This window comes from Streptacidiphilus jeojiense (genome assembly GCF_000719095.1).
GTDB lineage: Bacteria > Actinomycetota > Actinomycetes > Streptomycetales > Streptomycetaceae > Streptacidiphilus > Streptacidiphilus jeojiensis.
On the sequence record NZ_JOEH01000033.1, the window covers coordinates 72,293 to 96,663 of the forward strand.

Sequence of the window (24,371 nt, forward strand, 5' to 3'; positions counted from 1 at the left end):
CCCTGGGTAAGCAGCGCAGTCGTCAGACGGCACTGCCATCACACGGCCACTGCGCCTCCGGGGTTGTCAACGTAAGTGCATCTGAAGTCTTTGGAGTGACTCCCGTGGCTGCCAACTGCGACGTCTGCGGCAAGGGGCCGGGCTTCGGCAACAACATCTCCCACTCGCACCGCCGTACCCGTCGTCGTTGGAACCCCAACATCCAGACGGTGCGCGCTGTGGTTGGGCGGACGCCGAAGCGGCTCAACGTCTGCACCTCGTGCATCAAGGCCGGCAAGGTGTCGCGCTGACGCGGCCACCTGCAGGCTTCCAGAAGGCCGGTTCACCTCACGGTGGGCCGGCCTTCTGCATGTCCGGGACCGGTCAGCGCAGGCGCCAGCCGTGGTCGACCGGGCCGATGCCCGCGCCCAGGGCGAAGCCGCCGGCGATGGCGCCGGTGACGTACTCCTTGGCGGCGGCCACGGCCTCGGGCACGTCCAGGCCCAGGGCCAGCTCCGAGGCGATGGCGCTGGCCAGGGTGCAGCCGGTGCCGTGGGTGTGCCGGTTGTCGTAGCGGGCGGCCCGGAACCAGTGCTCGCTGCCGTCGGGCCCGCGCAGCAGGTCGGCGGCCTCGCCCTCCAGGTGGCCGCCCTTGATCAGGGCCCAGGACGGGCCCAGGTCCTGCAGCGCCCTGGCCGCGTCCGGCATCTCGCTCTCGCGGCTCACCTCGATGCCTGTGAGCTGCGCCACTTCGTGCAGGTTGGGCGTGGCGACGGTGGCCACCGGCAGCAGCCGGTCCCGCAGCACCGAGACCGCGGAGTCGGCCAGCAGCGCGTCGCCGTGCTTGGAGACGCCCACCGGATCGACCACGACCGGCGCGTCCACGCCGGCGAGCAGTTCGGCGACGGTGCGCACCAGTTCGGCCGAGGCCAGCATCCCGGTCTTCACCGCCTGGACGCCGATGTCGTCGACCACACTGCGGAACTGGGCCCTTACCGCCTCCGCCGGGAGCTCCCAGTAGCCCTGCACCCCGACCGAGTTCTGCGCGGTGACGGCGGCGATCACGCTCATGCCGTGCACGCCCAGCGCCAGCATGGTCTTGAGGTCGGCCTGGATGCCCGCGCCGCCGCCGGAGTCGGATCCGGCGACGGTGAGCACCCGCGCCGGTGCGGCGGCCCGCGGTGAGATGGTCTGCGGTGCGGTGGTCGGTGTCGGCATGGGACCAACCTATCCGGCGCCCGCTAGAGCACCGCCTCGGCCTCCGACCAGCGGTCCTCGGGGACGGTCTTCAGTCGGGTCACCGCGTCCACGATGGGGACCAGCCGGATCTCGGTGCCGCGCAGCGCCGTCATGTGGCCGTAGGCGCCCTTGTGGACGGCCTCCACGGCGTGCCAGCCGAAGCGGGTGGCGAGCACCCGGTCCTGGGCGGTGGGGGTGCCGCCGCGCTGGACGTGCCCCAGGATCACCGGCTTGGACTCCTTGCCGAGCCACTGGGCGATCTCGCCGGCCAGCCGGGTGCCGATGCCGCCGAAGGTCTGGTGGCCGTAGGCGTCGGTCTCGCCGTGCTCGAAGCGCATGGTGCCCGGGCGGGGGGCGGCGCCCTCGGCGACGGCCACGATGGCGAACTTCTTGCCGCGGGAGAACCGCTCCTCGACCATCCGGCAGACCTCCTCGACGTCGAAGGGCCGCTCCGGGATGAGGATGCCGTGGGCGCCGCCGGCCATTCCGGCGTGCAGGGTGATCCAGCCGGTGTGCCTGCCCATGAGTTCGACCACCATCACCCGTTGGTGTGACTCGGCGGTGGTCTTCAGCCGGTCGATGGCCTCGGTGGCGACGTGGACGGCGGTGTCGTGGCCGAAGGTGACGTCGGTGGCGTCGATGTCGTTGTCGATGGTCTTGGGCACCGCGACGACGGGCAGCCCGGCGTCGCTGAACAGCTGGGCGGCGGTGAGGGTGCCCTCGCCGCCGATGGTGATCAGGGCGTCGATGCCCAGGGTCCCGGCCAGCTCGGCGGCGCGGGCCACCCCGTCCCGCATCCGGTCCCTGGCCACCCGGGCCGAGCCGAGGATGGTCCCGCCGCGGGTGAGGATGCCGTGGACGTCGTCCAGGGCGAGCGGGCGGCCGCGGCCCTCGATCAGCCCCAGGAAGCCGTCCTGGATGCCGACCACGGTGTCCTGGTGGTCGGCGACCGCGCGGTGCACCACCGAGCGGATCACCGCGTTGAGTCCCGGACAGTCGCCGCCGCTGGTCAGCACACCGATTCGCATGGATCAAGCCTATGCAGAAACCGGCGGTGGACGCCGCTCCGTCCAGCTCCTGACACGCCCGGAATCAGGCGCCGAAGTGGTCCCAGCCGCCGACCCGGTCCCAGACGGCGCCGTCGACGGTGACCGTCCCGGTCTTGGAGAGCCCGGCCGGCCGGGTGACCTCGCCGACGATGCGCCAGCGCGAGGGGAGGTGGGTGTCCGGCGGGAAGGTGGCGACCAGGGCGTGGTCCTCGCCGCCGGAGAGCACCCAGGTCAGCGGGTCGACGCCGACCGCCTGGCCGATGTCGGCCATCTGCGCCGGGATGTCGAAACCGGCCGCCCGCAGGTCGATGTGCACGCCGCTGGCCTCGGCCACGTGCCCCAGGTCGGCGACCAGGCCGTCGCTGACGTCGATCATCGAGGTGGCGCCGAGCTGCGCCGCCGCCGGGCCCGCGTGGTACGGGGGTTCCGGGCGCCGGTGCGCCTCGACGAAGGCGCGCGGCGAGCGGAAGCCCCGGGACAGAACGGTGAAGCCCGCGGCGGACCAGCCGAGCCAGCCGGTCACCGCCACCACGTCGCCGGGGCGGGCGCCCGAGCGGGTCACCGCGGCGCGGCCCTGGAGGTCGCCGAGGGCGGTGATGGCCACGGTGATGGTGTCGCCGCGCACCACGTCGCCGCCGACCACCGCGGCCCCGGCGACCTGGCACTCGTCCCTGATGCCGTCCATCAGCTCCAGCGCCCAGGTGGCCGGCAGTTCGGCCGGCGCGACCAGGCCCAGCAGCAGGGCGGTCGGCGCTGCGCCCATGGCGGCGATGTCGGCGAGGTTCTGCGCGGCCGACTTGCGGCCCACGTCGTAGGCGGTGGACCAGTCGCGCCGGAAGTGCCGGCCCTCCAGCAGCACGTCGGTGGTGGCGACGACCCGTCCGTCCGGGGTCGAGACCACGGCCGCGTCGTCGCCAGGGCCGAGTTCCACGGCCCTGGTCCGGGGCAGCCTCGCGGTCAGCTCACGGATCAGCCCGAACTCGCCGAGCTCGCCGACGGTGCCCTGCATGTGTGTCCTTCCGGCGCGGTGATGGATACTCCCGCGCGCAGCGTACGCCCTCGGCTGCGGCCGCACGCCTCCCCCTCGCGGTGGTGTGCGTGACAACATGCGGCTCCGCCGGGGATTCAGCGGGGCGCTCGCGGGGAACCACAGCCCTCGCACCGTCCCCACTCGCACGATCGCCGTCATACCCGCAATTGCAGAGCCGCCGGGAGGTCCACCGTGGTACACGCCTACATCCTTGTGCAGACCGAAGTCGGAAAAGCGTCCGCAGTCGCCGGCGTGATAGCCGGCATCACGGGCGTACTGCAGGCCGAGGACGTCACCGGGCCCTACGACGTCATCGTCCGGGCCGAGGCCGGGACCATGGACGACCTGGGCCGGATGGTCGTCGCCCAGATCCAGCAGGTCGAGGGCATCACCCGAACCCTGACCTGCCCGGTGGTCAATCTGTAGCCGCGTCTAGCATCACGGGGTGACCACTCGCCCCGTACGCCGTGCCCTGGCGGCGCTGCTGCCTGCGGCGGCCCTGCTGCTGGCGGGCTGCTCCTCCGGCAGCGGCGCCGTGCGCGTGGCCGCGCCCACGCCGAGCGGGAGCGCGGCGGCGCAGTGCGGGGCGCTGGTGGCGGCGCTGCCCGGGACGCTGCTGGGGCAGCGCGCACGCGCCGTCTCGCCGGCTTCGAGGACCACTGCGGCCTGGGGGGATCCGGCGATCACGCTGCGGTGCGGGGTGGGCGTCCCCGGCGCCCTGGACCCGTCCTCCGGAGAGTACGACCCGGACCTGGCCCACCACGACGCCCAGGACGTCAACGGCGTGTGCTGGCTGATCGGCACGACCGGGGGCGGGGGGTACCAGTTCACCACCATCGTCCAGAGGACGTACGTCGAGGTGACCGTTCCGGGGTCCTACGCGGGGCAGCAGTCGCCGCTGGGTGGACTGGCGTCGGCAGTGCTGGCCGCTGATCCGGCGGATCCGGCGCGGGCGCGGTTCAACTGCATCTAGGGGACTCTGCTGCGGACCGTAGGTGGCTTGTCGCGCAGTTCCCCGCGCCCCTGTCCACAGGGGCGCGGGGCTGTGCTGATTTAACTGCGTGCGCGACAAGCCATGCACACGCCGCAGCTATCGCAGGCCCGTGCTGCGCCGGAGCGCCGCCTTGATCAGACGGTCGATCAGTTCCGGGTAGGCGACGCCGGTCGCCTCCCACATCCGCGGGAAGGCCGAGATCGGGGTGAAGCCCGGCATCGTGTTGATCTCGTTGACCACGAAGGTCCCGTCGGCCAGCAGGAAGACGTCCACCCGGGCCAGGCCCTCGCAGGAGAGCGCCTCGAACACCTCGACCGCCAGCGCGCGCAGCCGCGCGGTCTCGTCCTCGGTGAGCGCCGCGGGGATCTGCACATCGCTGGAGTCGATGTACTTGGCCTCGAAGTCGTAGAAGTCGTAGCCCTCGCCGACCATCACCTCGGCCGGCAGGCTGGCCCGCGGGCCGTCCTCGAACTCCAGGACCCCGCACTCCAGTTCACGGCCGACCAGCCCGGCCTCGATGATCAGCTTGGGGTCGTGCCGGCGGGCCTCCGCCATCGCGGCGTCCAACTGCTCCGGGCCGGCGACCTTGGTGATGCCCATGCTGGAGCCGGCCCGGGCCGGCTTCACGAACACCGGGAAGCCCAACTCGGCGATCCTGGCCCGGACCGCGGGCCGGTTGGCCTCGTCCGCCCACTCCCGCGGGCGGACCACGGTGTACGGGCCGACCGGCAGGCCGAAGGCCTGCAGCACCCGCTTGGTGTACTCCTTGTCCATGCCCACCGCGCTGGCCAGCACGCCGGAGCCGACGTAGGGCACCCCGGACAGCTCCAGCAGGCCCTGGACGGTGCCGTCCTCGCCCCAGGGGCCGTGCAGCAGCGGCAGGACCACGTCGACCTCGCCCAGCGCCTTGGGGACGGAGCCGGGTTCGGTGTAGACCAGCTCGCCCTTGGAGACCGGGTTCACCGGCAGGGTGACCTGTCCCTCGGTGGACTCGGCCACCTGCTCGACGCTCGGTAGGTTCCCGTCGGTGATGGCCATCCTGGCCGGCTCGTCGGCGGTCAGCGCCCAGCGGCCGTCGGTGGTGATGCCGATCGGCAGCACCTCGTACGCCTGCCGGTCGATGGCGCGCAGCACGCTGCCGGCCGTGATCGTGGACACCGCGTGCTCGGAGCTGCGACCGCCGAAGACGATCGCCACACGCGGCTTGCGGACGGAGGCTGCGGCGAGGGAGGAGTCGGCAGCCGGGACTGGGGAGGAGGACTCAGTGCTCATATCCCCATGGAGACTACCGTTCGGTCGTTTCGGTTGCGCTCCCGCCTCCGCCGACCGGGCGCAACCGCGGCACCCGGGCTAACGGCGCTCGGGCTTCGCCGAACGGGACATCAGTTCCTTGACGGCGACCAGCGGGGGCTTCCCGCCGTGCACGATGTCCACCACCGTCTCGGTGATCGGCATGTCCACCCCGTGCCGCCGGGCCAGGTCCAGCACCGACTCGCAGGACTTGACGCCCTCGGCGGTCTGCTTGGTGGCCGCGATGGTCTCCTGCAGCGTCATCCCCCGGCCCAGGTTGGTGCCGAAGGTGTGGTTGCGGGACAGCGGCGAGGAGCAGGTGGCGACCAGGTCGCCCATCCCCGCCAACCCGGCGAAGGTGTACGGGTCCGCGCCCATCGCGAGGCCCAGCCGGGTGGTCTCCGCCAGCCCGCGGGTGATCAGCGACGCCTTGGTGTTGTCGCCCAGGCCCATGCCGTCGGCGATGCCGACGGCCAGTCCGATCACGTTCTTCACCGCGCCGCCGAGCTCGCAGCCGACCACGTCGGTGACGGTGTACGGGCGGTAGTAGCCGGTGTGGCAGGCCGCCTGGAGCCGCCGGGCCACCTCCTCGTCCTGGCAGGCGACCACACCGGCCGCGGGCTGCCTGCGGACGATCTCCCCGGCCAGGTTGGGGCCGGACACCACGGCGATCCGCTCCGGACCCGCCTCGGCGACCTCGGCGATGACCTCGCTCATCAGCTTGGCGGTGCCGAGTTCGACCCCCTTCATCAGGCTGACCAGCACCGTCCCCGGCTCGATCGCGCCGCGCCAGGCCCGCAGGTTGGCGCGCAGCGTCTGCGAGGGCACGGTCAGCACCGCGAACTCGGCGCCGGCAGCGGCCTCTGCGGCGTCACTGGTCGCGGTCACCCCGGGCGGGAGCTCCAGGTCGGGGAAGTAGTCCGGGTTGGAGCGGGTCCGGTTGATGGTCTCGGTCAGTTCGGGGCGGCGGCCCCAGAGGGAGACCTCGCAGCCCGCGTCGGCGAGGATCATGGCAAAGGCGGTTCCCCAGGACCCGGCTCCGAACACGGCACAACGGGTCGTCACCGACCGGCCTCCCTCTCCTTGCGCTGCTCCGTCGCGGCGCGCTGCACGTCGTAGCGTACGGGCGGAGCCTTCTCGTCGCGCAACTGCTCCAGCAGCGCGGTGATGGCGTCCATGATCGCTTCGGTGGCCTCACGGAGCACCGGGCCGGTGATCGGCTTGCCCTGAAAGGCGCTCAGGTCCACCGCGGGGCCCGCGGCGACCTTGACCGTGTGCCGGGGGAAGGGCTGGAACCTGCGGTCGCCCTTACCGCCCTTGGCATAGCGCGGGATGATCTCGTGCGCGCCCCACTGCGCCACCGGGATGACCGGCGCACCGGTCATCAGGGCGACCCTGGCCGCACCGGTCTTGGCCGTCATCGGCCACAGGTCGGGGTCACGGGTCAGCGTGCCCTCGGGGTAGAACGCCACGCACTCGCCCTTGTTCACCGCCTCGACGGCGGCCCGGAAGGCGTGCGCGGCGTCCGCCGAGCCCCGGTAGACCGGGATCTGTCCGGCACCGTGCAGGATCCGGCCGATGACCGGCACCTTGAAGACGCCGGCCTTGCCGAGGAAGCGGGCCGGGCGCCCGGAGTCGTACTGGAAGTGGCCGTAGACCAGCGGGTCCAGGTAGGAGTTGTGGTTGATCACGGTGAGGAATCCCCCGGTCTCCGGGAAATTCTCCATTCCGCTCCAGTCGCGCTTGGTCAGCAGGAACAGCGGCGGCTTTCCGATGGCCGCCGCGAGGCGGTACCAGAATCCGTATCTGCGACGGGCCGCCTTCGTACTCCTGCCGGGCACGCGCACTCCTCCTTGCACAGTTTCTGCTGATCCTGACCGTACAAGTGTCTCCCGCGGCCGGACAGGCTGTCGAGGCACCCCCCGTACCGGGCGGCGCGAGCGGGCAGAATGGCGTGCTGTGAGCCCCCTCCGCTGGACCCTGGTCGTGCCGCTGAAGCCGCTGGCGCGCGCCAAGAGCAGGCTGGCCGACGCCACCGGGGCGCTGCGGCCCGAACTCGCCATGGCCTTCGCCCAGGACACCGTGGCGGCGGCGCTGGCCTGTCCCTCGGTGGCGCGGGTGCTGGTGGTCTCCGACGACGCGGTGGCCGGCGCGGCGCTGGCCCTGCTCGGCGCGGAGCTGCTGCCGGACCTCCCCGGGGCGGGACTCAACGCCGCGCTGGCCCACGGCGCCGAGGCGGCCCGCAGGCAGTTCGGGGCGGGGCGGGTGGCCGCGCTGTCGGCCGATCTGCCCGCGCTGCGCCCGGAGGAGCTGGACCGGGTGCTGTGCGCCGCCGCCGGGCAGCGGCGGGCCTTCCTGGCCGACGCCCAGGGCGTCGGCACCACCCTGCTGGCGGCCGCCGCGGGCGTACTGCTGCAGCCGGGCTTCGAGGGCGGCTCCCGGCTGCGCCACGCCCGTTCCGGCGCCCACGAGCTGACGCTCCCTGACGTCCCCTCGGTGCGCCGGGACGTGGACACCCTGGACGACCTCCGCGAGGCGCTGGCGCTGGGCACCGGGCCGCGTACGGCCGCCCTGGCGGCGCTGGTCGGCGGCTCCGGCGGGACGCCCGGCTGATCTAGGCTGAGGCCATGCAGGCAACGGCGTTCACGTACTCCCCGGAGACCCGCAGCGGTTCGGTGCTGCTCGACGACGGCACCCCGCTGGCCTTCGACGCCCCGGCGTTCGACGCCGGCGGGCTGCTGCTGCTCCGGCCGGGGCAGCGGGTCAGGATCGAGACCGAGGGCGACGGGGACGCGCGCCGCGTGGTGTTCCTGACGCTGCAGACCTTCTGAGGGTCCTTCGGGAGCCTCCCGGAACGAACTCGCCCGGAACGACGGACGGGCCGGGCGCCAGGGGGATGGTCCCCTGGTACCCGGCCCGTCGGCCAGCGCCTGCGGGTACTGCTCGGCCTGCGGTCAGGCCTTCTTGACGGCCCGCTTGGCGGGGGCCTTCTTGGCGACGGCCTTCTTCGCCGTGGTGGCCTTGACGGCCGTCTTCTTCGCCGCGACGGCCTTCTTGGCCGTGGTCGCCTTCTTGGCGGCCGGACGGGTCGCCGAGGCGGTGACCGTCTTCTTCGCCGGGGCCTTGGAGGCGGCCGAGGTCTTCTTGGCCGTGGTGGTCTTCTTGACGGCGGCCTTCTTGGCGGTCGTCTTCTTCGCCGGGGTCGTCGCCTTCACGGCCGTGACCTTCTTGGCAGCCGCGGCGGCGGAGGTCTTCTTGGCCGCTGCCTTCTTCACCGTCGCGGTGGCCTTCTTGGCGGTGGTCTTCTTCGCCGCCGCCTTCTTGGCCGCCGGGGAGCCGGCCGGGGCCGCCATCCCGCTCTTGCCCGGGGTCAGCGAGCCCTTGGGGGCCTTCTTGACCGACGGGCCGGTCTTCGGAAGCTTCTTCGAGCCGCTGACCAGGTCCTTGAAGCCCTGACCCGGACGGAAGCGGGGCACCGCGGTCTTCTTGACCTTGACCCGCTCGCCGGTCTGCGGGTTGCGGGCGAACCGCGCGGAGCGGTCCACCTTCTCGAAAGTGCCGAACCCGGTGACGGATACGCGGTCTCCCGCGGTCACCGCACGGACGATGGTGTCGAGCACAGCGTCCACTGCTTCTGCGGCGGCCCGACGGCCACCCAGCTGCTCGGCCACCGCTTCAACAAGCTGCGCCTTGTTCACGTCTTCCCCTTCGGAAACCAGTGCCCGGATGATTCTTTTTCGATCCGGGCTTTTCGCACGTTAGGCATGTATATGCGGCAATTCAAATACCAAACCTGCGAATCACCCTTGTGTCGCAATGGATTCGGCGTTCAGGACCCGGGTGGCAGCGGGAGCTCCCCACTGTCCAACGCGTCCGTGAAACGGGCCAACCTCCGTGCCGCTTCCGGGAGATCGCGCTTCGCCGCCTCGGTTACCAGGAGCAACGAACGGGTCAGCGCGGCCCGGATGGGCTCCGACACGTCCAGGGCACGCACCTGGGCGTGTGCCACCTTCAGCCGCGTGGCCACAAGCCTGTAGAGCTCGGCCTCGACAGCCTCCATCGCGTCTCCCGGGTCGGGGTCGCGAGGGGGTTGGTCGGCCGGACTCATGTGCTGATTGTGCCATCTGCGGGGAGTTGCACCTTCCGGAGCCTCAGTTCGACCTTACACAGAGTCACCGGAGGCAAGCCAACGGCCCCCCGGTTCGGTCGCTTGGACCGTTCCGGGGGGCCGTTGTGACGAACGCTCAAACTTCAGCCGTACGGCCGCGACGTGGGCTCAGCCGACGGGCTGGGTGCGCGGCTTGAAAGCGGGCCGCTCGGACTCGAACGCGGCGATCTCGGACTCCTGCTGGAGCGTGATGCTGATGTCGTCCAGGCCGTTGAGCAGCCGCCAGCGGACGTTCTCGTCCAGGTCGAACGAGGCGGTGACGCCCTCGGCGCGGACCTCGCGGGCCTCCAGGTCGACGGTGATCTCCGCGGTCGGGTCGGCCTCGACCAGGGCCCAGATCCGCTCCACGGTCTCCTGCGGGAGGATGACCGTCAGCAGGCCGTTCTTCAGCGAGTTGCCCCGGAAGATGTCGGCGAAGCGGGAGGAGATGACGGCCCTGAAGCCGTAGTTCTCCAGCGCCCAGACGGCGTGCTCGCGGGACGAGCCGGTGCCGAACTCGGGTCCGGCGACCAGGATGCTGGCCCCGGCGTACTGCGGCTGGTTGAGGACGAAGCCGTCGTCCTTGCGCCAGGCCTCGAAGAGGCCGTCCTCAAAACCGGTGCGGGTGACCTTCTTCAGCCAGTGCGCCGGGATGATCTGGTCGGTGTCGACGTTGCTGCGGCGCAGCGGGACGGCCCGGCCGGTGTGGGTGGTGAACTTCTCCATGGTGCTCAGGCCTCCACGAGCTGCTGGGCGTCGGTCAGGTCGGACGGCGAGGCCAGGTGGCCCAGGACGGCGGTGGCGGCGGCCACCTGCGGGGAGACCAGGTGGGTCCGCCCGCCCTTGCCCTGGCGGCCCTCGAAGTTGCGGTTGGAGGTCGAGGCGCAGCGCTCGCCCGGGGCCAGCTGGTCCGGGTTCATGCCCAGGCACATCGAGCAGCCCGCGTGCCGCCACTCGGCGCCGGCGGCGGTGAAGACCTTGTCCAGGCCCTCCTCGATGGCCTGCAGGGCGACCCGGACCGAGCCGGGGACGACCAGCATCCGCACCCCGTCGGCGACCTTGCGGCCCTCGACGACGGCGGCCGCGGCGCGCAGGTCCTCGATCCGGCCGTTGGTGCAGGAGCCGACGAACACCGCGTCGACCTGGACCTCGCGCAGCGGGGTGCCGGCGGTGAGGCCCATGTAGCGCAGGGCGTTCTCGGCGGCGATGCGCTCCTGCGGGTCCTCGTAGGAGGCCGGGTCGGGCACGTTGGAGCCCAGCGGGGCGCCCTGGCCGGGGTTGGTGCCCCAGGTGACGAAGGGGGTGAGCTCGGCGGCGTCGATGAAGACCTCCGCGTCGAACACCGCGTCCTCGTCGGTGGCCAGCGTGTTCCAGTAGGCCACCGCGTCGTCCCAGTCGCCGCCCTTGGGGGCGTGGTCGCGGCCCTCCAGGTAGGCGTAGGTGGTCTCGTCGGGGGCGATCATGCCGGCCCGGGCGCCGGCCTCGATCGACATGTTGCAGATGGTCATCCGGGCCTCCATGGAGAGGCTGCGGATGGCCGAGCCGCGGTACTCCAGGACGTAGCCCTGGCCGCCGCCGGTACCGATCTTGGCGATCACCGCCAGGATCAGGTCCTTCGCGGTGACGCCCTCCGCCAGCTCGCCCTCGACCGTGATCGCCATGGTCCTGAACGGGGCCAGCGGCAGGGTCTGGGTGGCCAGCACGTGCTCGACCTGGCTGGTACCGATACCGAACGCCAGTGCGCCGAAGGCGCCGTGGGTGGAGGTGTGCGAGTCACCGCAGACCACCGTGGTGCCGGGCTGGGTCAGGCCCAGCTGCGGACCCACCACGTGCACCACGCCCTGCTCGACGTCGCCCAGCGAGTGCAGCCGGACGCCGAACTCCGCGCAGTTGGCGCGCAGCGTCTCCAGCTGGACCCGGGAGACCGGGTCGGCGATGGGCTTGTCGATGTCCAGGGTGGGGGTGTTGTGGTCCTCGGTGGCGATGGTGAGGTCGGTGCGGCGGACCTTGCGGCCGGCCAGGCGCAGCCCGTCGAACGCCTGCGGGCTGGTCACCTCGTGGAGCAGGTGCAGATCGATGAAGAGAAGGTCGGGCTCGCCCTCGGCTCGCCTGACGACATGGTCGTCCCAGACCTTCTCCGCGAGTGTGCGTCCCATCACTGTCCCTCCGACCGGCTGCATCGTCGGTCTACGTGTTGTCATTGCTTGCCCCTGACGGGGTCCTGGGGGCTGCTGTTCCCAAGAGTGGCGCAGATCCCAGAGAATTGAACTTGCGTCTCGCGATCTGAGACTGCAATATCAGCGCATGGACAACTCTAGTGGCGTCGGCGTTCTCGACAAGGCTGCTCTGGTGCTGAGCGCGCTGGAGTCAGGCCCCGCAACCCTGGCCGGACTGGTGGCCGCGACCGGACTGGCGCGGCCGACCGCGCACCGGCTGGCCGTCGCGTTGGAACACCACCGACTCGTGACCCGTGACATGCAGGGTCGTTTCATTCTCGGCCCGCGACTGTCGGAACTCTCGGCGGCGGCCGGCGAGGACCGGCTGCTGGCGACGGCGGGACCGGTGCTCACGCATCTGCGCGACGTCACCGGCGAGAGCGCGCAGCTCTACCGCCGCCAGGGTGACCTGCGCATCTGCGTGGCCGCGGCGGAGCGGCTCTCCGGGCTGCGGGACACCGTGCCGGTCGGCTCCACGCTGCCGATGAAGGCCGGCTCCGCGGCCCAGGTGCTGCTGGCCTGGGAGGAGCCGGAGCGGCTGCACCGCGGCCTGCAGGGCGCGCGGTTCACCGCGACGGCGCTGTCCGGGGTGCGGCGGCGCGGCTGGGCCCAGTCCATCGGCGAGCGCGAGCCGGGGGTGGCCTCGGTCTCCGCGCCGGTGCGGGGGCCCTCCAACCGGGTGGTGGCCGCGGTGTCCGTGTCCGGACCGATCGAGCGGCTGTCGCGGCACCCCGGGAGGCTGCATGCGCAGGCCATCATCGAGGCGGCGGGACGGCTGACCGAGGCGCTCCGTAGGGCTTGAAGCCCAGCGGCGTCTGTCGGATTTCGACTGCGGACCGTAGGTGGTTGGCCGCGCAGTTCCCCGCGCCCCTGGCGGGCTGCAACTGGCTCAGTTGCAAACGTGCAGGGGCGCGGGGAACTGCGCGACAAGCCAGGCACAGCGTCAGGACGGTGCGCCGCCGTAGAAGACCACGAACGCCCCGTACAGGCCCGAGACCAGGGCTGCGGCGGCCAGTACCACCAGCAGGGTGCCCCGGGAGCGCAGTCGGGACAGTGAGGCCGCCAGCGGGAACAGCAGCGGGATCGCCGGCATCAGGAAGCGGGCCAGTGGGGGGTACGGCGAGCCGTTGCCGAGGTCGATGGCCAGCAGGCCCGCGCTGAACACCAGCAGCACCAGGGGTTGCCGCTGCAGTAGGGCGATCGCGAAGAGCAGCAGGTAGGCGAAGACCGTGAGCGCCATCACCGCGTAGGCCAGCGGGATCCCGGAGGCCGCCCGGTGGCTCAGGAACACCTGCTCGAACCACTTCACCGTGGCCGCGCCGCCGTCGAAGCTGGAGCCCCAGGCCCGCTGTATCCGGAAGTACGCGCCCCAGGAGTGCTCCACCCGGCCCACGTACAGGATGTAGCCGACCCAGCCGAGCGGCGCCAGCACCCCGGCGGTCAGCGGTCGCCACCAGTGCACCGAACCGCGTCCGCGCAGGCAGCGGTACAGCTCCACCGCAGCCGCCGCGGCCACCGCCGCGGTGAGGGCCATCGCGCTCGGCCGGCTCAGCCCGGCGAGCAGGCACAGCAGTCCGGCCGTCAGCCAGCGCCGGTCCAGCACCGCGTACAGGGTCCACACCGCGAGGCAGCTGAACAGCGCCTCCGAGTAGGCCGTGTTCTCCAGCACGGCCAGCGGCAGCACCCCCCAGAGCACCGCGGCGACCACACCGGCCCGGTGCCCGTGGCAGCGCGCGGCCACCGCGTACGCGCCCCAGGCCGCGCCGATCCCGCTCAACGAGGCGACCAGCACCAGCGCGGTGCCCGGCGACACCGGGAGCACCGCTCTGACCGCCTCGGCCAGCCAGGGGAACAGCGGCAGGAAGGCACGCGTGCTGTAGGCGATCCCATGGCTGCCGACCAGCCCGTTGGTCGACCCGTACCCGTGCTCGACGATGCGGACGTACCAGCCCGCGTCCCACAGGGTTCCGAGCCGGTGCAGCACGGGCCGGTGCCGGCTCGACCCGACGCCCAGCAGCATCAGCACCCCGACCACCCGGACCGCGCAGTAGCCGAGCAGGGCCGGCGCGGCGGCGCGGAGCAGCGGGAACGACCGGACCGCGGTCCGCGGCGAGAGCCACTGACGGGGGATCTGCGGTCGGGTTCCGGCCGGGGCGGTCGCTGTCATGGTCGACAACGCTAAGCGAATGCTGTTCGAATTCAGGGAAGATTCTGGGACTCAGCCCGAATTCTTGTCCGGCTCGTGATTTCTCAGTCCTTCGGGCGATGCCTGCCCGACAGGGTGAGCGCCCGCTGGTAGGCCCAGTAGAGCAGGACCGCGGCGAACACCAGGCACCAGCTGACGGCCAGCGGCGCGCTGGGTCCACGGCCCAGGCCGAACACCAGGGCGAGGGCCGGGACCAGGGTCACCGGCCCGGCGGCGTACCAGGCCAGGAAGATGAACGGCCCCATGCTGCCCATCCCGGTCGGCGAGTACATCAGCTCCTGCCGGGACGGGCCGCGGCAGGCGTTCACCATCGCGGCCGCGGTGAGCGGCAGAGCGACCAGCGGCGCCAGCCACACCGCCGCGCCGGCCCCGGCGAGCACGGCCACCGCGGCGCCGACCGCTCCCAGGCCCACGCTCGCCAGCGCCGGGACCACCGCGTGACGGAGCATCAGCTCGCCGTACGGGTACGGCGACCAGCCGGCCCGGCGCGGATCGTCCGCCTCCACCCGGGCCGGTTCCGCGAGTTGGGCCGCCGCCAGGTAGCCGAAGGACACCGAGCAGGCGGTGATCAGCAGCCGGTCCACACCGCTCGCCGCCACCGCCGCGGGCGCCAGCAGCAGGGCCGGCGCCGAGAAGAGCACCGCCCGGCCGAGCCGCGACGGCGCCCGGAGCAGGGCGGTGAGGTCCCGCCAGGGGACGGCCAGCCAGGGCCGGGTGGGCGGCGGGATCCGCAGCCTGACCCGGCGGGCCCGCTGGTCGGACTGCGCCATCACCATCCGGGCCGAGCGCAGTTCGGCGGTGCGCAGCGCCGCCGCGACACCGGCCGCGGTACGGGCCCGGTGCCGCAGGCTGCTCAGCGGGATGTACGCGGCCGCCCGGTACGCCAGCACCATGGCCACCGCCGTCAGCAGCACCAGCGGGACCAGCGCCGCCCAGCCGCCGGGGACCGCGGCCGTGGTGGGGGTGAGTCCGACCAGCGCCGGCCAGCCCCAGGGGCCGGACCACATCTCGACCCGCTCCAGCGGCGTGGAGCGGTGCCCGTTCCAGGCCAGGGCGCTCTGTGCGGCCAGCAGCAGCACCAGCACCGCGACCACCGGGGTGGCCCTGCGGACGAAGCGCGCCACCCGCTCGTAACGCTCGACGGCCACGGCGCAGCAGGTCGCCAGCAGCGGCACGCACACTCCGCCGCCCAGCGCCCAGCCGAAGGCGGGCAGGAAGCCGGTCCGGTCCATCAGCCCCAGCGCCACCCCCGACGCGGCGGCCGCCAGCATTCCGGGGACCAGCGCGACCGCGCAGGAGGTCCAGAACCAGGGCCGCAGCACCGGCCCTGGCCGCAGCGGCTGCGCCAGCAGCCAGTCCACGGTGGCCCTCGGGGCGACCACCGGGCCACGCCACAGCGCGTCCCTGGCCACCACCAGGATCAGGCCGAGGCTCAGCGCGCACACCCCGGCGGGCAGCGCGGCGAGCAGTTGGGCGCCGTGGGCGGTGTAGTCGGTGCCCATCGAGGCGTTGGCGAAGGCGCCGATGGAGAACATCCCGCCCCAGGCGAGGACGATCATCATGCCGACGTAGACGGTGTAGCCGATCTGGCCCGCCCGCGAACGGCGGTGCGGGGCGCGCAGGGCGCGCAGCAGGGCCAGGGTGTCGCCGGTCCAGTCGACCCACTCGCTCTCGGCGGACTCCGGCGGGGCGCCACCGTCGGCGAGGCTCACCGCGCTCCCCCGACGGCGGTCCCCGGGAAGGCCGTCGGCAGCACGGCCTCCGGGGTGCCCTGGGCCAGCAGCACGCCGTCCTCCAGCAGCAGCACCCGGTCGGCGACGTGCATCGCCAGGTCCGGGTGGTGGGTGGCGAGCAGGACCGCCACCCCGTCCGCGAGTTCGGCCTTCAGCAGGTCGGCCAGCCGCTGCCGGGCGCCGGGGTCGAGCCGCTGCTCGGGCTCGTCCAGGATCAGCAGGTCGCGCGGGCGGACCAGGGCCGAGGCCAGCAGCAGCGACTGCAGCTGGCCGGAGGAGAGCGATCCCGGCAGTGCCTCGGCGTGTTCGGCCAGGCCGCGGTCGGCCAGGGCGCGGTCCACCCAGTGCAGCGGCTCCTCCACCCCGTGCGCCACGGCCACCAGGGCCAGGTGCTCACGCACCGTCAGATCCGGGTAGCAGGCCGAGACGTCGCCGACGACCGCGAGCCTGGCCCGGACCCGGGGGTCGTTCTCGTCCATGGGAACGCCGTCGAGCTTCACCGTGCCGCTGGTGGGGGTGTCCCGCCCGGCCGCCAGCCGCAGCATGGTCGACTTGCCCGAGCCGTTGTGGCCGACCAGGGCGACGCACTCACCGGCCGCCAGGTCCAGGTCGACCGGCTGCAGTGCGACCCTGCCGCCGTAGCGCCGACTGACCTGATGCAGCGCCAGCAGCGGCGGACGTGCGGCTTTCCTGCTGCTCTGCTTCTTCGCCTGAGCCATGCGCGCTGCCGGCCTCTCAGAATGCGCTCGCAGGCATACGCTCGCCTGCATACTCTCGCCCGGATACAAAAAATGGCCCTTTCGGGCCTTCAGTTTGCCTTGCTGGGGTACCAGGACTCGAACCTAGACTAAGTGAACCAGAATCACTCGTGCTGCCAATTACACCATACCCCAAGGGGGGTTCAACCAGTTCCCCGGTGAACACTCCGGGGAGAACAATACCTGACCAGCGGCATGATCCACACCAGCAACGCAGCAGGCCCCCGACCGGAGCTGGGGGCCTGCTGTGACGTACCCCCGACCGGATTCGAACCGGCGCTACTGCCGTGAGAGGGCAGCGTGCTAGGCCGCTACACAACGGGGGCAAGCTTTGGTGATCCTGCTTCGTCGCCTCGGGGACCGGAGCCTTCCGGACCGTGTCCGGTGCGCTGGGTCGACCCGATGGTGAGGGTGGAGGATCTGGTACCCCCGACCGGATTCGAACCGGCGCTACTGCCGTGAGAGGGCAGCGTGCTAGGCCGCTACACAACGGGGGCTTGATCTTCTTCAACTCGGTGGTGCGTACCCCCGACCGGATTCGAACCGGCGCTACTGCCGTGAGAGGGCAGCGTGCTAGGCCGCTACACAACGGGGGCTCACGAGAACGGATCTCGTAAGGGAACTGCGCTGGGGTACCAGGACTCGAACCTAGACTAAATGAACCAGAATCACTCGTGCTGCCAATTACACCATACCCCATTGGCTGTCCAGGTGATCTTGGTGAGAGTTTCTGGTTCTCTCCCCGTCCCTCCCGGGCGGCGCAACAAGAAGAACGTTACCCGATGGGGGGCATCGCACCAAAATCGATAAGCCCAGCCCCCGGCGGCGGTCGCTCCGCCGGGGGCGGGACCCGGATCAGGCCCGGGTGCGCTCCAGCGCGGCCCGCAGCCGGCGCAGGGTCTCCTCCCGGCCCAGCAGTTCCATCGACTCGAACAGCGGCGGCGAGACCCGGCGGCCGGTGACCGCGACCCGCAGCGGGGTGAAGGCGAACTTGGGCTTGATGCCCAGGCCGTCCACCAGGGCGGCGCGCAGGGCGGCCTGGATGTCGTCCGGGTCGAAGCCCGGCAGCGCCTCCAGCGCCGCGATGCTGGCCTCCAGCACCGGGGCGGCGTCGGGGGTGAGCACCTTCTCGGCGTCGGCCGGGTCGAGCGCGAAGTCCTCGGGGGCGACGAAGAGGAAGCCGAGCATGCCGACCACCTCGCCGAGCACCACCATCCGCTCCTGGGTCAGCGGGGCGGCCGCGATCAGCAGGTCCAGCTGGGCGTCGGTCGGGCCCTCGGCGGCGAACAGGCCGGCCGCGGTGAGGTAGGGGACCAGCCGGCGGACGAACTCGGCGGGGGCCAGCGCGCGCAGGTGCTCGGCGTTGATCGCCTCGGCCTTCTTCAGGTCGAATCGCGCCGGGTTGGCGTTCACCTTGGCGATGTCGAAGGCGGCGACCATCTCCTCCATGGAGAAGCGGTCCCGGTCCTCGGCCAGCGACCAGCCGAGCAGCGCCAGGTAGTTGAGCAGCCCTTCGGGCAGGAAGCCGCGCTCGCGGTAGAGGTTGAGCGAGGCCTGCGGGTCGCGCTTGGACAGCTTCTTGTTGCCCTCGCCCATGACGTAGGGCAGGTGCCCGAACTGCGGGGTGGGCCCGGTGGCGATGCCCAGCTCGGCCAGCGCGCCGTAGAGCGCGATCTGACGGGGGGTGGAGGAGAGCAGGTCCTCGCCGCGCAGCACGTGGGTGATCCCCATCAGCGCGTCGTCCACCGGGTTGACCAGGGTGTAGAGCGGGGCGCCGTTGGCCCGGACGATGCCGTAGTCGGGCACGTTCTCCGGGGTGAAGGTCAGCTCGCCGCGGACCAGGTCGGTGAAGGTGATCGGCGCGTCGGGCATCCGGAAGCGGACGATCGGGCTGCGCCCCTCGGCCTGGTACGCCGCGATCTGATCGGCGCTCAGGTCACGGCAGTGGCCGTCGTACCCGGAGGGCTTCCCGGCCGCGCGGGCGGCCTCGCGGCGGGCGTCCAGCTCCTCGGTGGAGCAGTAGCAGTGGTACGCGCGGCCGGACTCCAGCAGTTTGGCGGCCACGTCGGCGTAGATGTCCATCCGCTGCGACTGCCGGTACGGCGCGTGCGGGCCGCCGACCTCGGGCCCCTCGTCCCAGTCGAAGCCCAGCCAGCGCATGGCGTCCAGCAGCTGGTTGTAGGAGTCCTCGGAGTCGCGGGCCGCGTCGGTGTCCTCGATCCGGAACACCAGGGTGCCGCCGTTGTGCCGGGCGAAGGCCCAGTTGAACAGGGCGGTGCGGACCAGGCCGACGTGCGGGTTGCCGGTCGGGGAGGGACAGAAGCGGACCCGGACGGTGGGGTCGAGCTCGCTTGCGGTGTTAGCCACGCTTGATCACCTTGTTGGTGAGAGTGCCGATGCCTTCGATGGAGACGGCGACCTCGTCGCCGACGTTCAGGGGTCCGACGCCCGCGGGGGTGCCGGTGAGGATGACGTCGCCGGGCAGCAGCGTCATCGCCTCGGTGATGTGGACGATCAGGTCCGCGACCGAGCGCACCATCTGCGAGGTGCGGCCGGCCTGGCGCAGCTCGCCGTTGACGGTGCAGGTCACCGCCAGGTCGGCCGGGTCGAGGTCGGTCTCGATCCAGGGGCCGAGCGGGCAGGAGGTGTCGAAGCCCTTGGCCCGGGCCCACTGGCCCTCGCGCTGCTGGACGTCGCGCGCGGTGACGTCGTTGGCGCAGGTGTAGCCGAAGACCACCTCGGGCACCCGCTCGTGCGGCACGTCGCGGCACATCCGGCCGATGACCACGGCCAGCTCGGCCTCGTACTGGACGTCGGAGGAGAACGGCGGGTAGGCGATGTTCTCGGTGGGGCCGACCACGGCGGTCGAGGGCTTGAAGAAGGTGAGCGGGACCTCGGGGACCTCGTTGCCGAGCTCCGCCGCGTGGGCGGCGTAGTTGCGCCCCACCGCGACGATCTTGTTGGGGAGCATCGGCGGCAGCAGCCGCACGTCCTTCAGCGGCAGCACCTGACCGGTCGGCTGCAGGTCGCCGAAGGGGTGGCCGGAGAGCACGTGCAGGGTCAGCGACTCCGGTCGGGCGGCGTCCCCTTCCACCACACCGAAGGAAACGGTCCCCTCACTGGAAAACCTGGCGATACGCACGGTGGCTGCTGTCCTCTTCGGGCTCGCGGATGCTGACTCCGCCAGCCTATCCGCCGATACGCCGAGGGCCCCGCCGGTTCCTGGCCGGCAGGGCCCTCGGTGTGCTCGGTCCACTACTCCTGGTCGGTCCGGACCGGTGCGACCATCAGATTGGTGCGCCGCGGGTTGGCGGTCTGCTGGGGCAGTTCGGCCTGCTCGGTCGCGGAGCTGCGGAGCGCGGGGGCCCCGTCGACGGGCAGGGAGGCGAGAGTCGTCCGGCGCGGGTTGGCGGTCGGACGGAAGCTCATCGTCGTCTTGGTGGACACGCGGACTACCTCACAGGGGCAGAAGGACGGAAGATCGGATGCGCATCAGGATCTCATTCCACACAGGAGCCTCTTCGCACTACCTCAACTCCTGTGAGTTTGCTCACTTCTGGCTCGCGAAGTTCCGACAGTTACGACATTGTGCCCTGTTGAGACAAACAGACATCCTGTGGCAGACCGGACAAAATCATCACGGGGCGTGACACTGTTCGAACACGCGGCACGCTACTCCTGTCCGAAACGTGCGGTATTCCAGGGGGATCGACCCACAATCCGTCAAGAGGAAGCGGCAGAGAGTAACCAAAATGGCTACCCTGTGTCGCCCCTTGTTGCACGTGCGGCACTGTGCTGAAATTCCACGGACCGCCGGAGGCCGCCCCTCCACTGCGCTACTGCCAGCGCCGGGGCCCACTCCTACGGCGGCACGGGCACACAACAGGGTCTGTTGAAACAGGACCCGGGCCCGCCCGAAACTCGACACCGTCCTGCTTCCGCGTACGCGTGGACAGGGCGCCTGGTCCAGAGGTTGCGACGCTAGTGCAGGGACGTATCAAGAGGGGTGGCGGCGGCCCGGGCGACCCGGCGGACCGCGAAGCAGCCGTTCGTCAGCAGCAGGCGCCCCCGGCGCCGGCTGGTGACCCGGGCCGGGAGGGCGGCGGCTCCACGAGCAGCCGACAGCGGACCGCGGACGCCGCGAAGGCCCGAATAGGACGGCTCACGCCGACCCGGGTCACCGGTATGCGGCGGTACGCGCTGAGCAACTGGCGCATCCGGACCAGGCTGACCGCACTGCTGATCCTCCCGGTGATCGCGGCCATGGTGCTGGGTGGATTCCGCATCCAGGCCTCGCTGCAGACCCAGCAGCAGCTCTCCAAGGCCTCCCAGCTCGGTGAGCTCGCCCAGAGCGCGACCCTGCTGGCGACCGCGCTGGAGGACGAGCGCGACACCTCGGCGGGTATCGCCACCGCCAAGGGGGACAAGACCGCTGACGCCATCGCGGCGGCGTTCAAGATCACCACCACCCGGCAGATCAACTTCACCAAGCTGACCAACAACCTGAACTTCGCCGACCTGCCCGGCAACGGCGTCGACATCAAGAGCATCGACAAGAACCTGGACGGGATCGCCCTGATCCGGCAGGAGTCGTTCGCCCACGGCGGCAGCAACATCCTGCAGTCCGTCAACGCCTACGACGGCCTGATCAAGCCGCTGCTGACGCTCAGCCAGGACATCGCCCTGGCCTCCAGCAACTCCGCGCTGATCCAGAGCACCCGTGCGCTCCAGGAGTTCTCGCAGTGGAAGGAGGACCAGTCGATCATCCGCGCGGTGATCAGCGCCTCCCTCGCGTCCGACCCGGTGGCACTGCAGCCCGGCGACCGGGCCTACGCCGCCGCCGCCCAGACCGACGCCCAGAACGCGGAGAGCACCTTCGAGGGCCTCTACGGCGGAGGCGTGACAGCCGCCAAGACGTTCTCCGCGACCTGGGCCAACAACATCAACGTCAAGCGGGCGACCTCGTTCTCGAACAGCGTCCTCGCGACCGGCGAGGGCTTCGCCGCCGTCCCGAACGTGCCGCCGTACAGCGACTGGGACGCTGAGGCCACCACCCAGATCAGCCTCATGGGCCAGGCCGAGAACGTCCTGGTCCTCGGCCTGAACGCGCAGACCAGCAGCCTGTCCAGCGCGGCCAAGACCGACGCCATCGTCAACTCGGTGCTGATCGGCCTGGTCCTGCTGGTCGCCATCGTCGGCGCCGTGATCGTGGCCCGGTCCATGGTCCGCACGCTGAGCCGGATGCAGCACGCGGCCGAGGACGTCGCCGAGAACCGGCTGCCGGAGCTGGTCCGCACGCTGTCCGAGTCGGACCCGCAGGACGTGGACACCTCGGTCGCACCGATCGGCATCAACACCACGGACGAGATCGGCCACGTGGCCCGAGCGTTCGACCAGGTGCACGCGCAGGCCGTCCGTCTGGCCGCCGAGCAGGCCCTGCTGCGAGGCAACATCAACGCGATGTTCACCAACCTCTCGCGCCGCTCCCAGGGCCTGATCCAGCGCCAGCTGTCGATGATCTCCGAGCTGGAGAGCCGCGAGGCCGACCCGGACCAGCTGGCCAGCCTCTTCAAGCTGGACCACCTCGCCACCCGTATGCGCCGCAACGGTGAGAACCTGCTGGTCCTCGCCGGTGAGGACCCCGGCCGCCGGTGGACCCGCCCGGTCCCGCTGGTCGACGTGCTCCGCGCCGCCGCCTCCGAGGTGGAGCAGTACGAGCGGATCGAGCTGGCCTCGGTGCCCACCGCCGACGTGGCCGGACGAGTCGTCAACGACCTCGTCCACCTGCTCGCCGAGCTGCTGGAGAACGCGACCTCGTTCTCCAGCCCGCAGACCCGGGTCCGGGTCACCGGCCACGCGCTGCCGGACGGCCGGGTGCTGGTCGAGATCCACGACACCGGCATCGGCCTCTCCCCCGACGACCTGGCCGAGATCAACGAGCGCCTGGCGAACCCGCCGGTGGTGGACGTCTCCGTCTCCCGCCGCATGGGCCTCTTCGTGGTCGGTCGACTCTCGCTGCGTCACGGCATCCGGATCCAGCTGCGTCCCAGCGACTCCGGCGGCACCACCGCGCTGGTCATGCTGCCCGTGGACGTCACCAACGCGGCGGAGCGCCGCGGCGGCGCGGCCGGCCCCGGCCAGCAGCGGCCGCAGGGCGCGCCCGGCCAGAACCCCGGCGGACCCGGCGGCGTGGGCATGCAGCAGCAGCGCGGCGCGATGCCCCAGGCCCCCGGTCGTGCGCCGCTGAGCGGCGGCCCGGCCGGCGGTCCCGGCGGACGGCCCTCGCTTCCCCCGCAGCCCGCTCCGCAGCCGGGCCTGCCCCGGCGCAGCGACACCCCCGGTCTGCCCCAGGGCTCCTCGCCGATGGGCGCCCCGGCGCCCGGCGGCCGCCCCGGCGGCCAGCAGCAGCCCGCACACGCCCAGCAGGACCCGACGCTGCAGAGCATGGCGCAGCAGGGCGGCCAGCAGCAGCGCGGTCCGCAGGGTCCGTTCGCACCGCAGCAGCCGCAGCAGCAGGGCATGCAGTCCCAGGGCCTGCAGCCGCCGGTCCCGCTGGACGAGCAGGGCCTGTGGGCCGAGCAGCCGCAGCACGGCTCGCCCGCCCCGACCGGCCGCGCAGCAGCCCCGGCCGCACGGCCCCAGGGTCCGGACGCCATGGACAGCACCGCGCAGTTCGCCCGGCCGCACTTCGACGAGGAGCCGGCCCGGCCGATCCCGCCGCAGCCGACGCCGCCGCGACCGGTCGAGCCGCAGTCCTTCGCACCGCAGCAGCCGCAGCAGCCCCAGCGGCCGCCGCAGGCCCCGTCCCAGCCGGTCCCGCCGCAGCAGCAGGTCCCGTCGCAGCCGGTGGCGCTCCCCGTCCCGGACGCGGCGAGCCACCCGCTGACCCGGGCCCTGCCGCCGGCCGAGGCCGGTGCGGGCAGCTCGCCGATCTTCGAGGCGATGGAGTCCAACTGGTTCCGCAGCGGCCGTGCCGACCGGATGCGGGCGGTGCAGGTCACGCCGACCGGGCCGGACAGCCCGGAGCAGGCGCCCGCGCAGGCCCCGGCACCGCAGCGGCCGTCGCAGAACCGCTTCCAGCGCCCCGGCACCTCGGCGCCCCAGCCGCCGGTCCAGCAGGGGCCGGGCTCGGTCCAGCCGCCGCAGCAGTCCCAGTACCCGCAGCGTCCGGGGACCTCCGCCCCGTCCGTCGACGCGCCGTTCGGTGCTCCGCCGCAGCGGCCGATGCCGCAGCGCGGGGTCGGCGAGGGCATGCCCTCGGGCGCCAGCGCCACCGGTCAGTGGCGGACCTCCGCCAACGACGAGGTGTGGCGCCGGGCCGAGCAGGTCCGCGAACCCAGTGCCGGCGGGGTGCTCCCCTCCGGCCTCCCCCGCCGGGTGCCCAAGGCCAACCTGGTCCCGGGCACCGCGGAGTCCGCCCCGGCGGAAGGTCCCCAGCCCCAGGTCTCCCGTTCCCCCGAGGAGGTGCGCGGCCGGCTCACCAACCTGCGCCGCGGCATCCAGCAGGGACGTCAGGCCGGAGCAGGCGGCTCGAACCAGCCCAACCCCGGCGGCAACGCGGGCCCGTACGGCACCAACCCCCAGGAGCGTTGATTCAGATGAGTCAGATGTCCCAAGCGGCACACAATCTGAACTGGTTGATCACCAACTTCGTGGACAACACCCCCGGGGTGTCGCACACGGTGGTGGTCTCCGCCGACGGCCTCCTGCTCGCGATGTCCGAGGGCTTC

23 protein-coding genes, 5 tRNA genes and 1 pseudogene are annotated in these 24,371 nt (G+C 72.0%); 8 read left to right on the forward strand and 21 right to left on the reverse strand.

Annotated features, from left to right (window positions below; translation table 11 throughout):
* Window positions 1-104: 104 nt before the first annotated feature.
* Window positions 105-215, forward strand: a pseudogene (gene rpmB, locus IF29_RS49230) (50S ribosomal protein L28); the annotation flags it as partial.
* Between the two features lie 148 nt (window positions 216-363).
* On the opposite strand, the gene thiD reads toward rpmB, so the two are convergent.
* The 3 genes from thiD to IF29_RS0134865 all read right to left on the reverse strand — a co-directional run bounded on the left by thiD (window position 364) and on the right by IF29_RS0134865 (window position 3,276).
* Complete coding sequence (gene thiD, locus IF29_RS0134855) at window positions 364-1,197, reverse strand: bifunctional hydroxymethylpyrimidine kinase/phosphomethylpyrimidine kinase (RefSeq protein ID WP_051726425.1); 834 nt, start codon at window positions 1,195-1,197, stop codon at window positions 364-366.
* A gap of 23 nt (window positions 1,198-1,220) precedes the next feature.
* The gene (locus IF29_RS0134860; RefSeq protein WP_030263952.1) at window positions 1,221-2,246 is read right to left on the reverse strand and encodes an ATP-dependent 6-phosphofructokinase; all 1,026 of its coding nucleotides are present in this window, start codon (window positions 2,244-2,246) and stop codon (window positions 1,221-1,223) included.
* Window positions 2,247-2,310: 64 nt separating this feature from the next.
* Window positions 2,311-3,276: a thiamine-phosphate kinase gene (locus IF29_RS0134865; protein WP_030263956.1), complete on the reverse strand. Its 966-nt coding sequence runs from the start codon at window positions 3,274-3,276 to the stop codon at window positions 2,311-2,313.
* Between the two features lie 213 nt (window positions 3,277-3,489).
* Here IF29_RS0134865 and IF29_RS0134870 point away from each other — a divergent pair, with 213 nt between their 5' ends.
* On the forward strand, window positions 3,490-3,723 hold the full coding sequence (locus IF29_RS0134870) for an Lrp/AsnC family transcriptional regulator (RefSeq protein WP_030263959.1): 234 nt from the start codon (window positions 3,490-3,492) through the stop codon (window positions 3,721-3,723).
* A gap of 19 nt (window positions 3,724-3,742) precedes the next feature.
* The gene (locus IF29_RS0134875) at window positions 3,743-4,270 is read left to right on the forward strand and encodes a DUF3515 domain-containing protein (protein WP_051726426.1); all 528 of its coding nucleotides are present in this window, start codon (window positions 3,743-3,745) and stop codon (window positions 4,268-4,270) included.
* A gap of 117 nt (window positions 4,271-4,387) precedes the next feature.
* Here the strand turns inward: IF29_RS0134875 and IF29_RS0134880 are convergent, their stop codons facing one another.
* The 3 genes from IF29_RS0134880 to IF29_RS0134890 form a co-directional block, all read right to left on the reverse strand.
* Window positions 4,388-5,563 carry a D-alanine--D-alanine ligase family protein gene (locus IF29_RS0134880; protein WP_030263963.1) on the reverse strand — a complete coding sequence of 392 codons (1,176 nt, stop codon included), beginning with the start codon at window positions 5,561-5,563 and terminating at the stop codon, window positions 4,388-4,390.
* Window positions 5,564-5,641: 78 nt separating this feature from the next.
* Window positions 5,642-6,646 carry an NAD(P)H-dependent glycerol-3-phosphate dehydrogenase gene (locus IF29_RS0134885; protein WP_030263966.1) on the reverse strand — a complete coding sequence of 335 codons (1,005 nt, stop codon included), beginning with the start codon at window positions 6,644-6,646 and terminating at the stop codon, window positions 5,642-5,644.
* Window positions 6,643-7,422 carry a lysophospholipid acyltransferase family protein gene (locus tag IF29_RS0134890; RefSeq protein WP_030263969.1) on the reverse strand — a complete coding sequence of 260 codons (780 nt, stop codon included), beginning with the start codon at window positions 7,420-7,422 and terminating at the stop codon, window positions 6,643-6,645. The genes IF29_RS0134885 and IF29_RS0134890 overlap by 4 nt, the downstream gene beginning before the upstream one ends.
* Before the next feature lie 118 nt (window positions 7,423-7,540).
* Between IF29_RS0134890 and cofC the strand changes: the two genes are divergently transcribed.
* Window positions 7,541-8,194 (forward strand): 2-phospho-L-lactate guanylyltransferase, encoded by a 654-nt coding sequence (gene cofC, locus IF29_RS0134895; RefSeq protein ID WP_037597720.1) that lies wholly within the window; start codon window positions 7,541-7,543, stop codon window positions 8,192-8,194.
* 14 nt (window positions 8,195-8,208) lie between these two features.
* Complete coding sequence (locus IF29_RS0134900) at window positions 8,209-8,412, forward strand: hypothetical protein (RefSeq protein WP_030263975.1); 204 nt, start codon at window positions 8,209-8,211, stop codon at window positions 8,410-8,412.
* 123 nt (window positions 8,413-8,535) lie between these two features.
* On the opposite strand, the gene IF29_RS0134905 is transcribed toward IF29_RS0134900, so the two are convergent.
* The 4 genes from IF29_RS0134905 to leuC all read right to left on the reverse strand — a co-directional run bounded on the left by IF29_RS0134905 (window position 8,536) and on the right by leuC (window position 11,884).
* Entirely contained in the window at window positions 8,536-9,279 is a 744-nt protein-coding gene (locus IF29_RS0134905) for an HU family DNA-binding protein (protein ID WP_030263978.1), read from the reverse strand.
* Window positions 9,280-9,410: 131 nt separating this feature from the next.
* Complete coding sequence (locus IF29_RS49235) at window positions 9,411-9,689, reverse strand: SCO5555 family protein (RefSeq protein ID WP_449341754.1); 279 nt, start codon at window positions 9,687-9,689, stop codon at window positions 9,411-9,413.
* 168 nt (window positions 9,690-9,857) lie between these two features.
* Window positions 9,858-10,454: a 3-isopropylmalate dehydratase small subunit gene (gene leuD, locus IF29_RS0134915; RefSeq protein WP_030263987.1), complete on the reverse strand. Its 597-nt coding sequence runs from the start codon at window positions 10,452-10,454 to the stop codon at window positions 9,858-9,860.
* Window positions 10,455-10,459: 5 nt separating this feature from the next.
* Entirely contained in the window at window positions 10,460-11,884 is a 1,425-nt protein-coding gene (leuC, locus tag IF29_RS0134920; protein ID WP_030263990.1) for a 3-isopropylmalate dehydratase large subunit, read from the reverse strand.
* Window positions 11,885-12,032: 148 nt separating this feature from the next.
* Here leuC and ndgR point away from each other — a divergent pair, with 148 nt between their 5' ends.
* Window positions 12,033-12,746, forward strand: coding sequence for an IclR family transcriptional regulator NdgR (gene ndgR / locus IF29_RS0134925; protein ID WP_030263993.1), 714 nt, complete (start codon window positions 12,033-12,035; stop codon window positions 12,744-12,746).
* A 141-nt stretch (window positions 12,747-12,887) separates the two neighbouring features.
* On the opposite strand, the gene IF29_RS0134930 is transcribed toward ndgR, so the two are convergent.
* The 11 genes from IF29_RS0134930 to IF29_RS42660 all read right to left on the reverse strand — a co-directional run bounded on the left by IF29_RS0134930 (window position 12,888) and on the right by IF29_RS42660 (window position 20,088).
* Window positions 12,888-14,111 (reverse strand): glycosyltransferase family 39 protein, encoded by a 1,224-nt coding sequence (locus tag IF29_RS0134930; protein ID WP_051726427.1) that lies wholly within the window; start codon window positions 14,109-14,111, stop codon window positions 12,888-12,890.
* Window positions 14,112-14,194: 83 nt separating this feature from the next.
* Window positions 14,195-15,862: a DUF6297 family protein gene (locus tag IF29_RS0134935; protein ID WP_051726428.1), complete on the reverse strand. Its 1,668-nt coding sequence runs from the start codon at window positions 15,860-15,862 to the stop codon at window positions 14,195-14,197.
* Window positions 15,859-16,602: an ABC transporter ATP-binding protein gene (locus tag IF29_RS0134940; RefSeq protein WP_051726429.1), complete on the reverse strand. Its 744-nt coding sequence runs from the start codon at window positions 16,600-16,602 to the stop codon at window positions 15,859-15,861. The genes IF29_RS0134935 and IF29_RS0134940 overlap by 4 nt, the downstream gene beginning before the upstream one ends.
* Before the next feature lie 102 nt (window positions 16,603-16,704).
* Window positions 16,705-16,776, reverse strand: a tRNA-Gln gene (locus tag IF29_RS0134945).
* Between the two features lie 118 nt (window positions 16,777-16,894).
* Window positions 16,895-16,967, reverse strand: a tRNA-Glu gene (locus IF29_RS0134950).
* Window positions 16,968-17,062: 95 nt separating this feature from the next.
* Window positions 17,063-17,138, reverse strand: a tRNA-Glu gene (locus IF29_RS0134955).
* 26 nt (window positions 17,139-17,164) lie between these two features.
* Window positions 17,165-17,237 (reverse strand) — tRNA-Glu (locus IF29_RS0134960).
* Window positions 17,238-17,268: 31 nt separating this feature from the next.
* Window positions 17,269-17,340: transfer RNA gene (locus tag IF29_RS0134965), tRNA-Gln, on the reverse strand.
* 156 nt (window positions 17,341-17,496) lie between these two features.
* Window positions 17,497-19,008 carry a glutamate--tRNA ligase gene (gene gltX / locus IF29_RS0134970; RefSeq protein ID WP_030264000.1) on the reverse strand — a complete coding sequence of 504 codons (1,512 nt, stop codon included), beginning with the start codon at window positions 19,006-19,008 and terminating at the stop codon, window positions 17,497-17,499.
* Window positions 19,001-19,783, reverse strand: a complete 783-nt coding sequence (locus IF29_RS0134975; RefSeq protein ID WP_030264004.1) for a fumarylacetoacetate hydrolase family protein — start codon at window positions 19,781-19,783, stop codon at window positions 19,001-19,003. Before IF29_RS0134975 ends, gltX begins: the two co-directional genes overlap by 8 nt.
* A gap of 113 nt (window positions 19,784-19,896) precedes the next feature.
* The gene (locus tag IF29_RS42660; RefSeq protein WP_037597731.1) at window positions 19,897-20,088 is read right to left on the reverse strand and encodes a hypothetical protein; all 192 of its coding nucleotides are present in this window, start codon (window positions 20,086-20,088) and stop codon (window positions 19,897-19,899) included.
* 537 nt (window positions 20,089-20,625) lie between these two features.
* Here IF29_RS42660 and IF29_RS0134985 point away from each other — a divergent pair.
* Both IF29_RS0134985 and IF29_RS0134990 read left to right on the forward strand, forming a co-directional pair.
* Complete coding sequence (locus IF29_RS0134985) at window positions 20,626-24,234, forward strand: sensor histidine kinase (RefSeq protein ID WP_084715386.1); 3,609 nt, start codon at window positions 20,626-20,628, stop codon at window positions 24,232-24,234.
* A gap of 5 nt (window positions 24,235-24,239) precedes the next feature.
* Window positions 24,240-24,371, forward strand: a 132-nt coding sequence (locus tag IF29_RS0134990; RefSeq protein ID WP_030264008.1) for a roadblock/LC7 domain-containing protein, incomplete at its 3' end; no start/stop codon positions are given.

Bases quoted from the DNA above. Each gene is read 5' to 3' on its own strand.
- IF29_RS0134900 (WP_030263975.1), top strand. From the start codon at position 8,209: ATGCAGGCAACGGCGTTCACGTACTCCCCGGAGACCCGCAGCGGTTCG.
- thiD (WP_051726425.1), bottom strand. From the start codon at position 1,197: ATGCCGACACCGACCACCGCACCGCAGACCATCTCACCGCGGGCCGCC.
- IF29_RS0134930 (WP_051726427.1), bottom strand. From the start codon at position 14,111: ATGACAGCGACCGCCCCGGCCGGAACCCGACCGCAGATCCCCCGTCAG.
- IF29_RS49235 (WP_449341754.1), bottom strand. From the start codon at position 9,689: ATGAGTCCGGCCGACCAACCCCCTCGCGACCCCGACCCGGGAGACGCG.
- IF29_RS0134860 (WP_030263952.1), bottom strand. From the start codon at position 2,246: ATGCGAATCGGTGTGCTGACCAGCGGCGGCGACTGTCCGGGACTCAAC.
- IF29_RS0134880 (WP_030263963.1), bottom strand. From the start codon at position 5,563: ATGAGCACTGAGTCCTCCTCCCCAGTCCCGGCTGCCGACTCCTCCCTC.
- IF29_RS0134940 (WP_051726429.1), bottom strand. From the start codon at position 16,602: ATGGCTCAGGCGAAGAAGCAGAGCAGCAGGAAAGCCGCACGTCCGCCG.
- leuC (WP_030263990.1), bottom strand. From the start codon at position 11,884: ATGGGACGCACACTCGCGGAGAAGGTCTGGGACGACCATGTCGTCAGG.
- IF29_RS0134865 (WP_030263956.1), bottom strand. From the start codon at position 3,276: ATGCAGGGCACCGTCGGCGAGCTCGGCGAGTTCGGGCTGATCCGTGAG.
- leuD (WP_030263987.1), bottom strand. From the start codon at position 10,454: ATGGAGAAGTTCACCACCCACACCGGCCGGGCCGTCCCGCTGCGCCGC.
- ndgR (WP_030263993.1), top strand. From the start codon at position 12,033: ATGGACAACTCTAGTGGCGTCGGCGTTCTCGACAAGGCTGCTCTGGTG.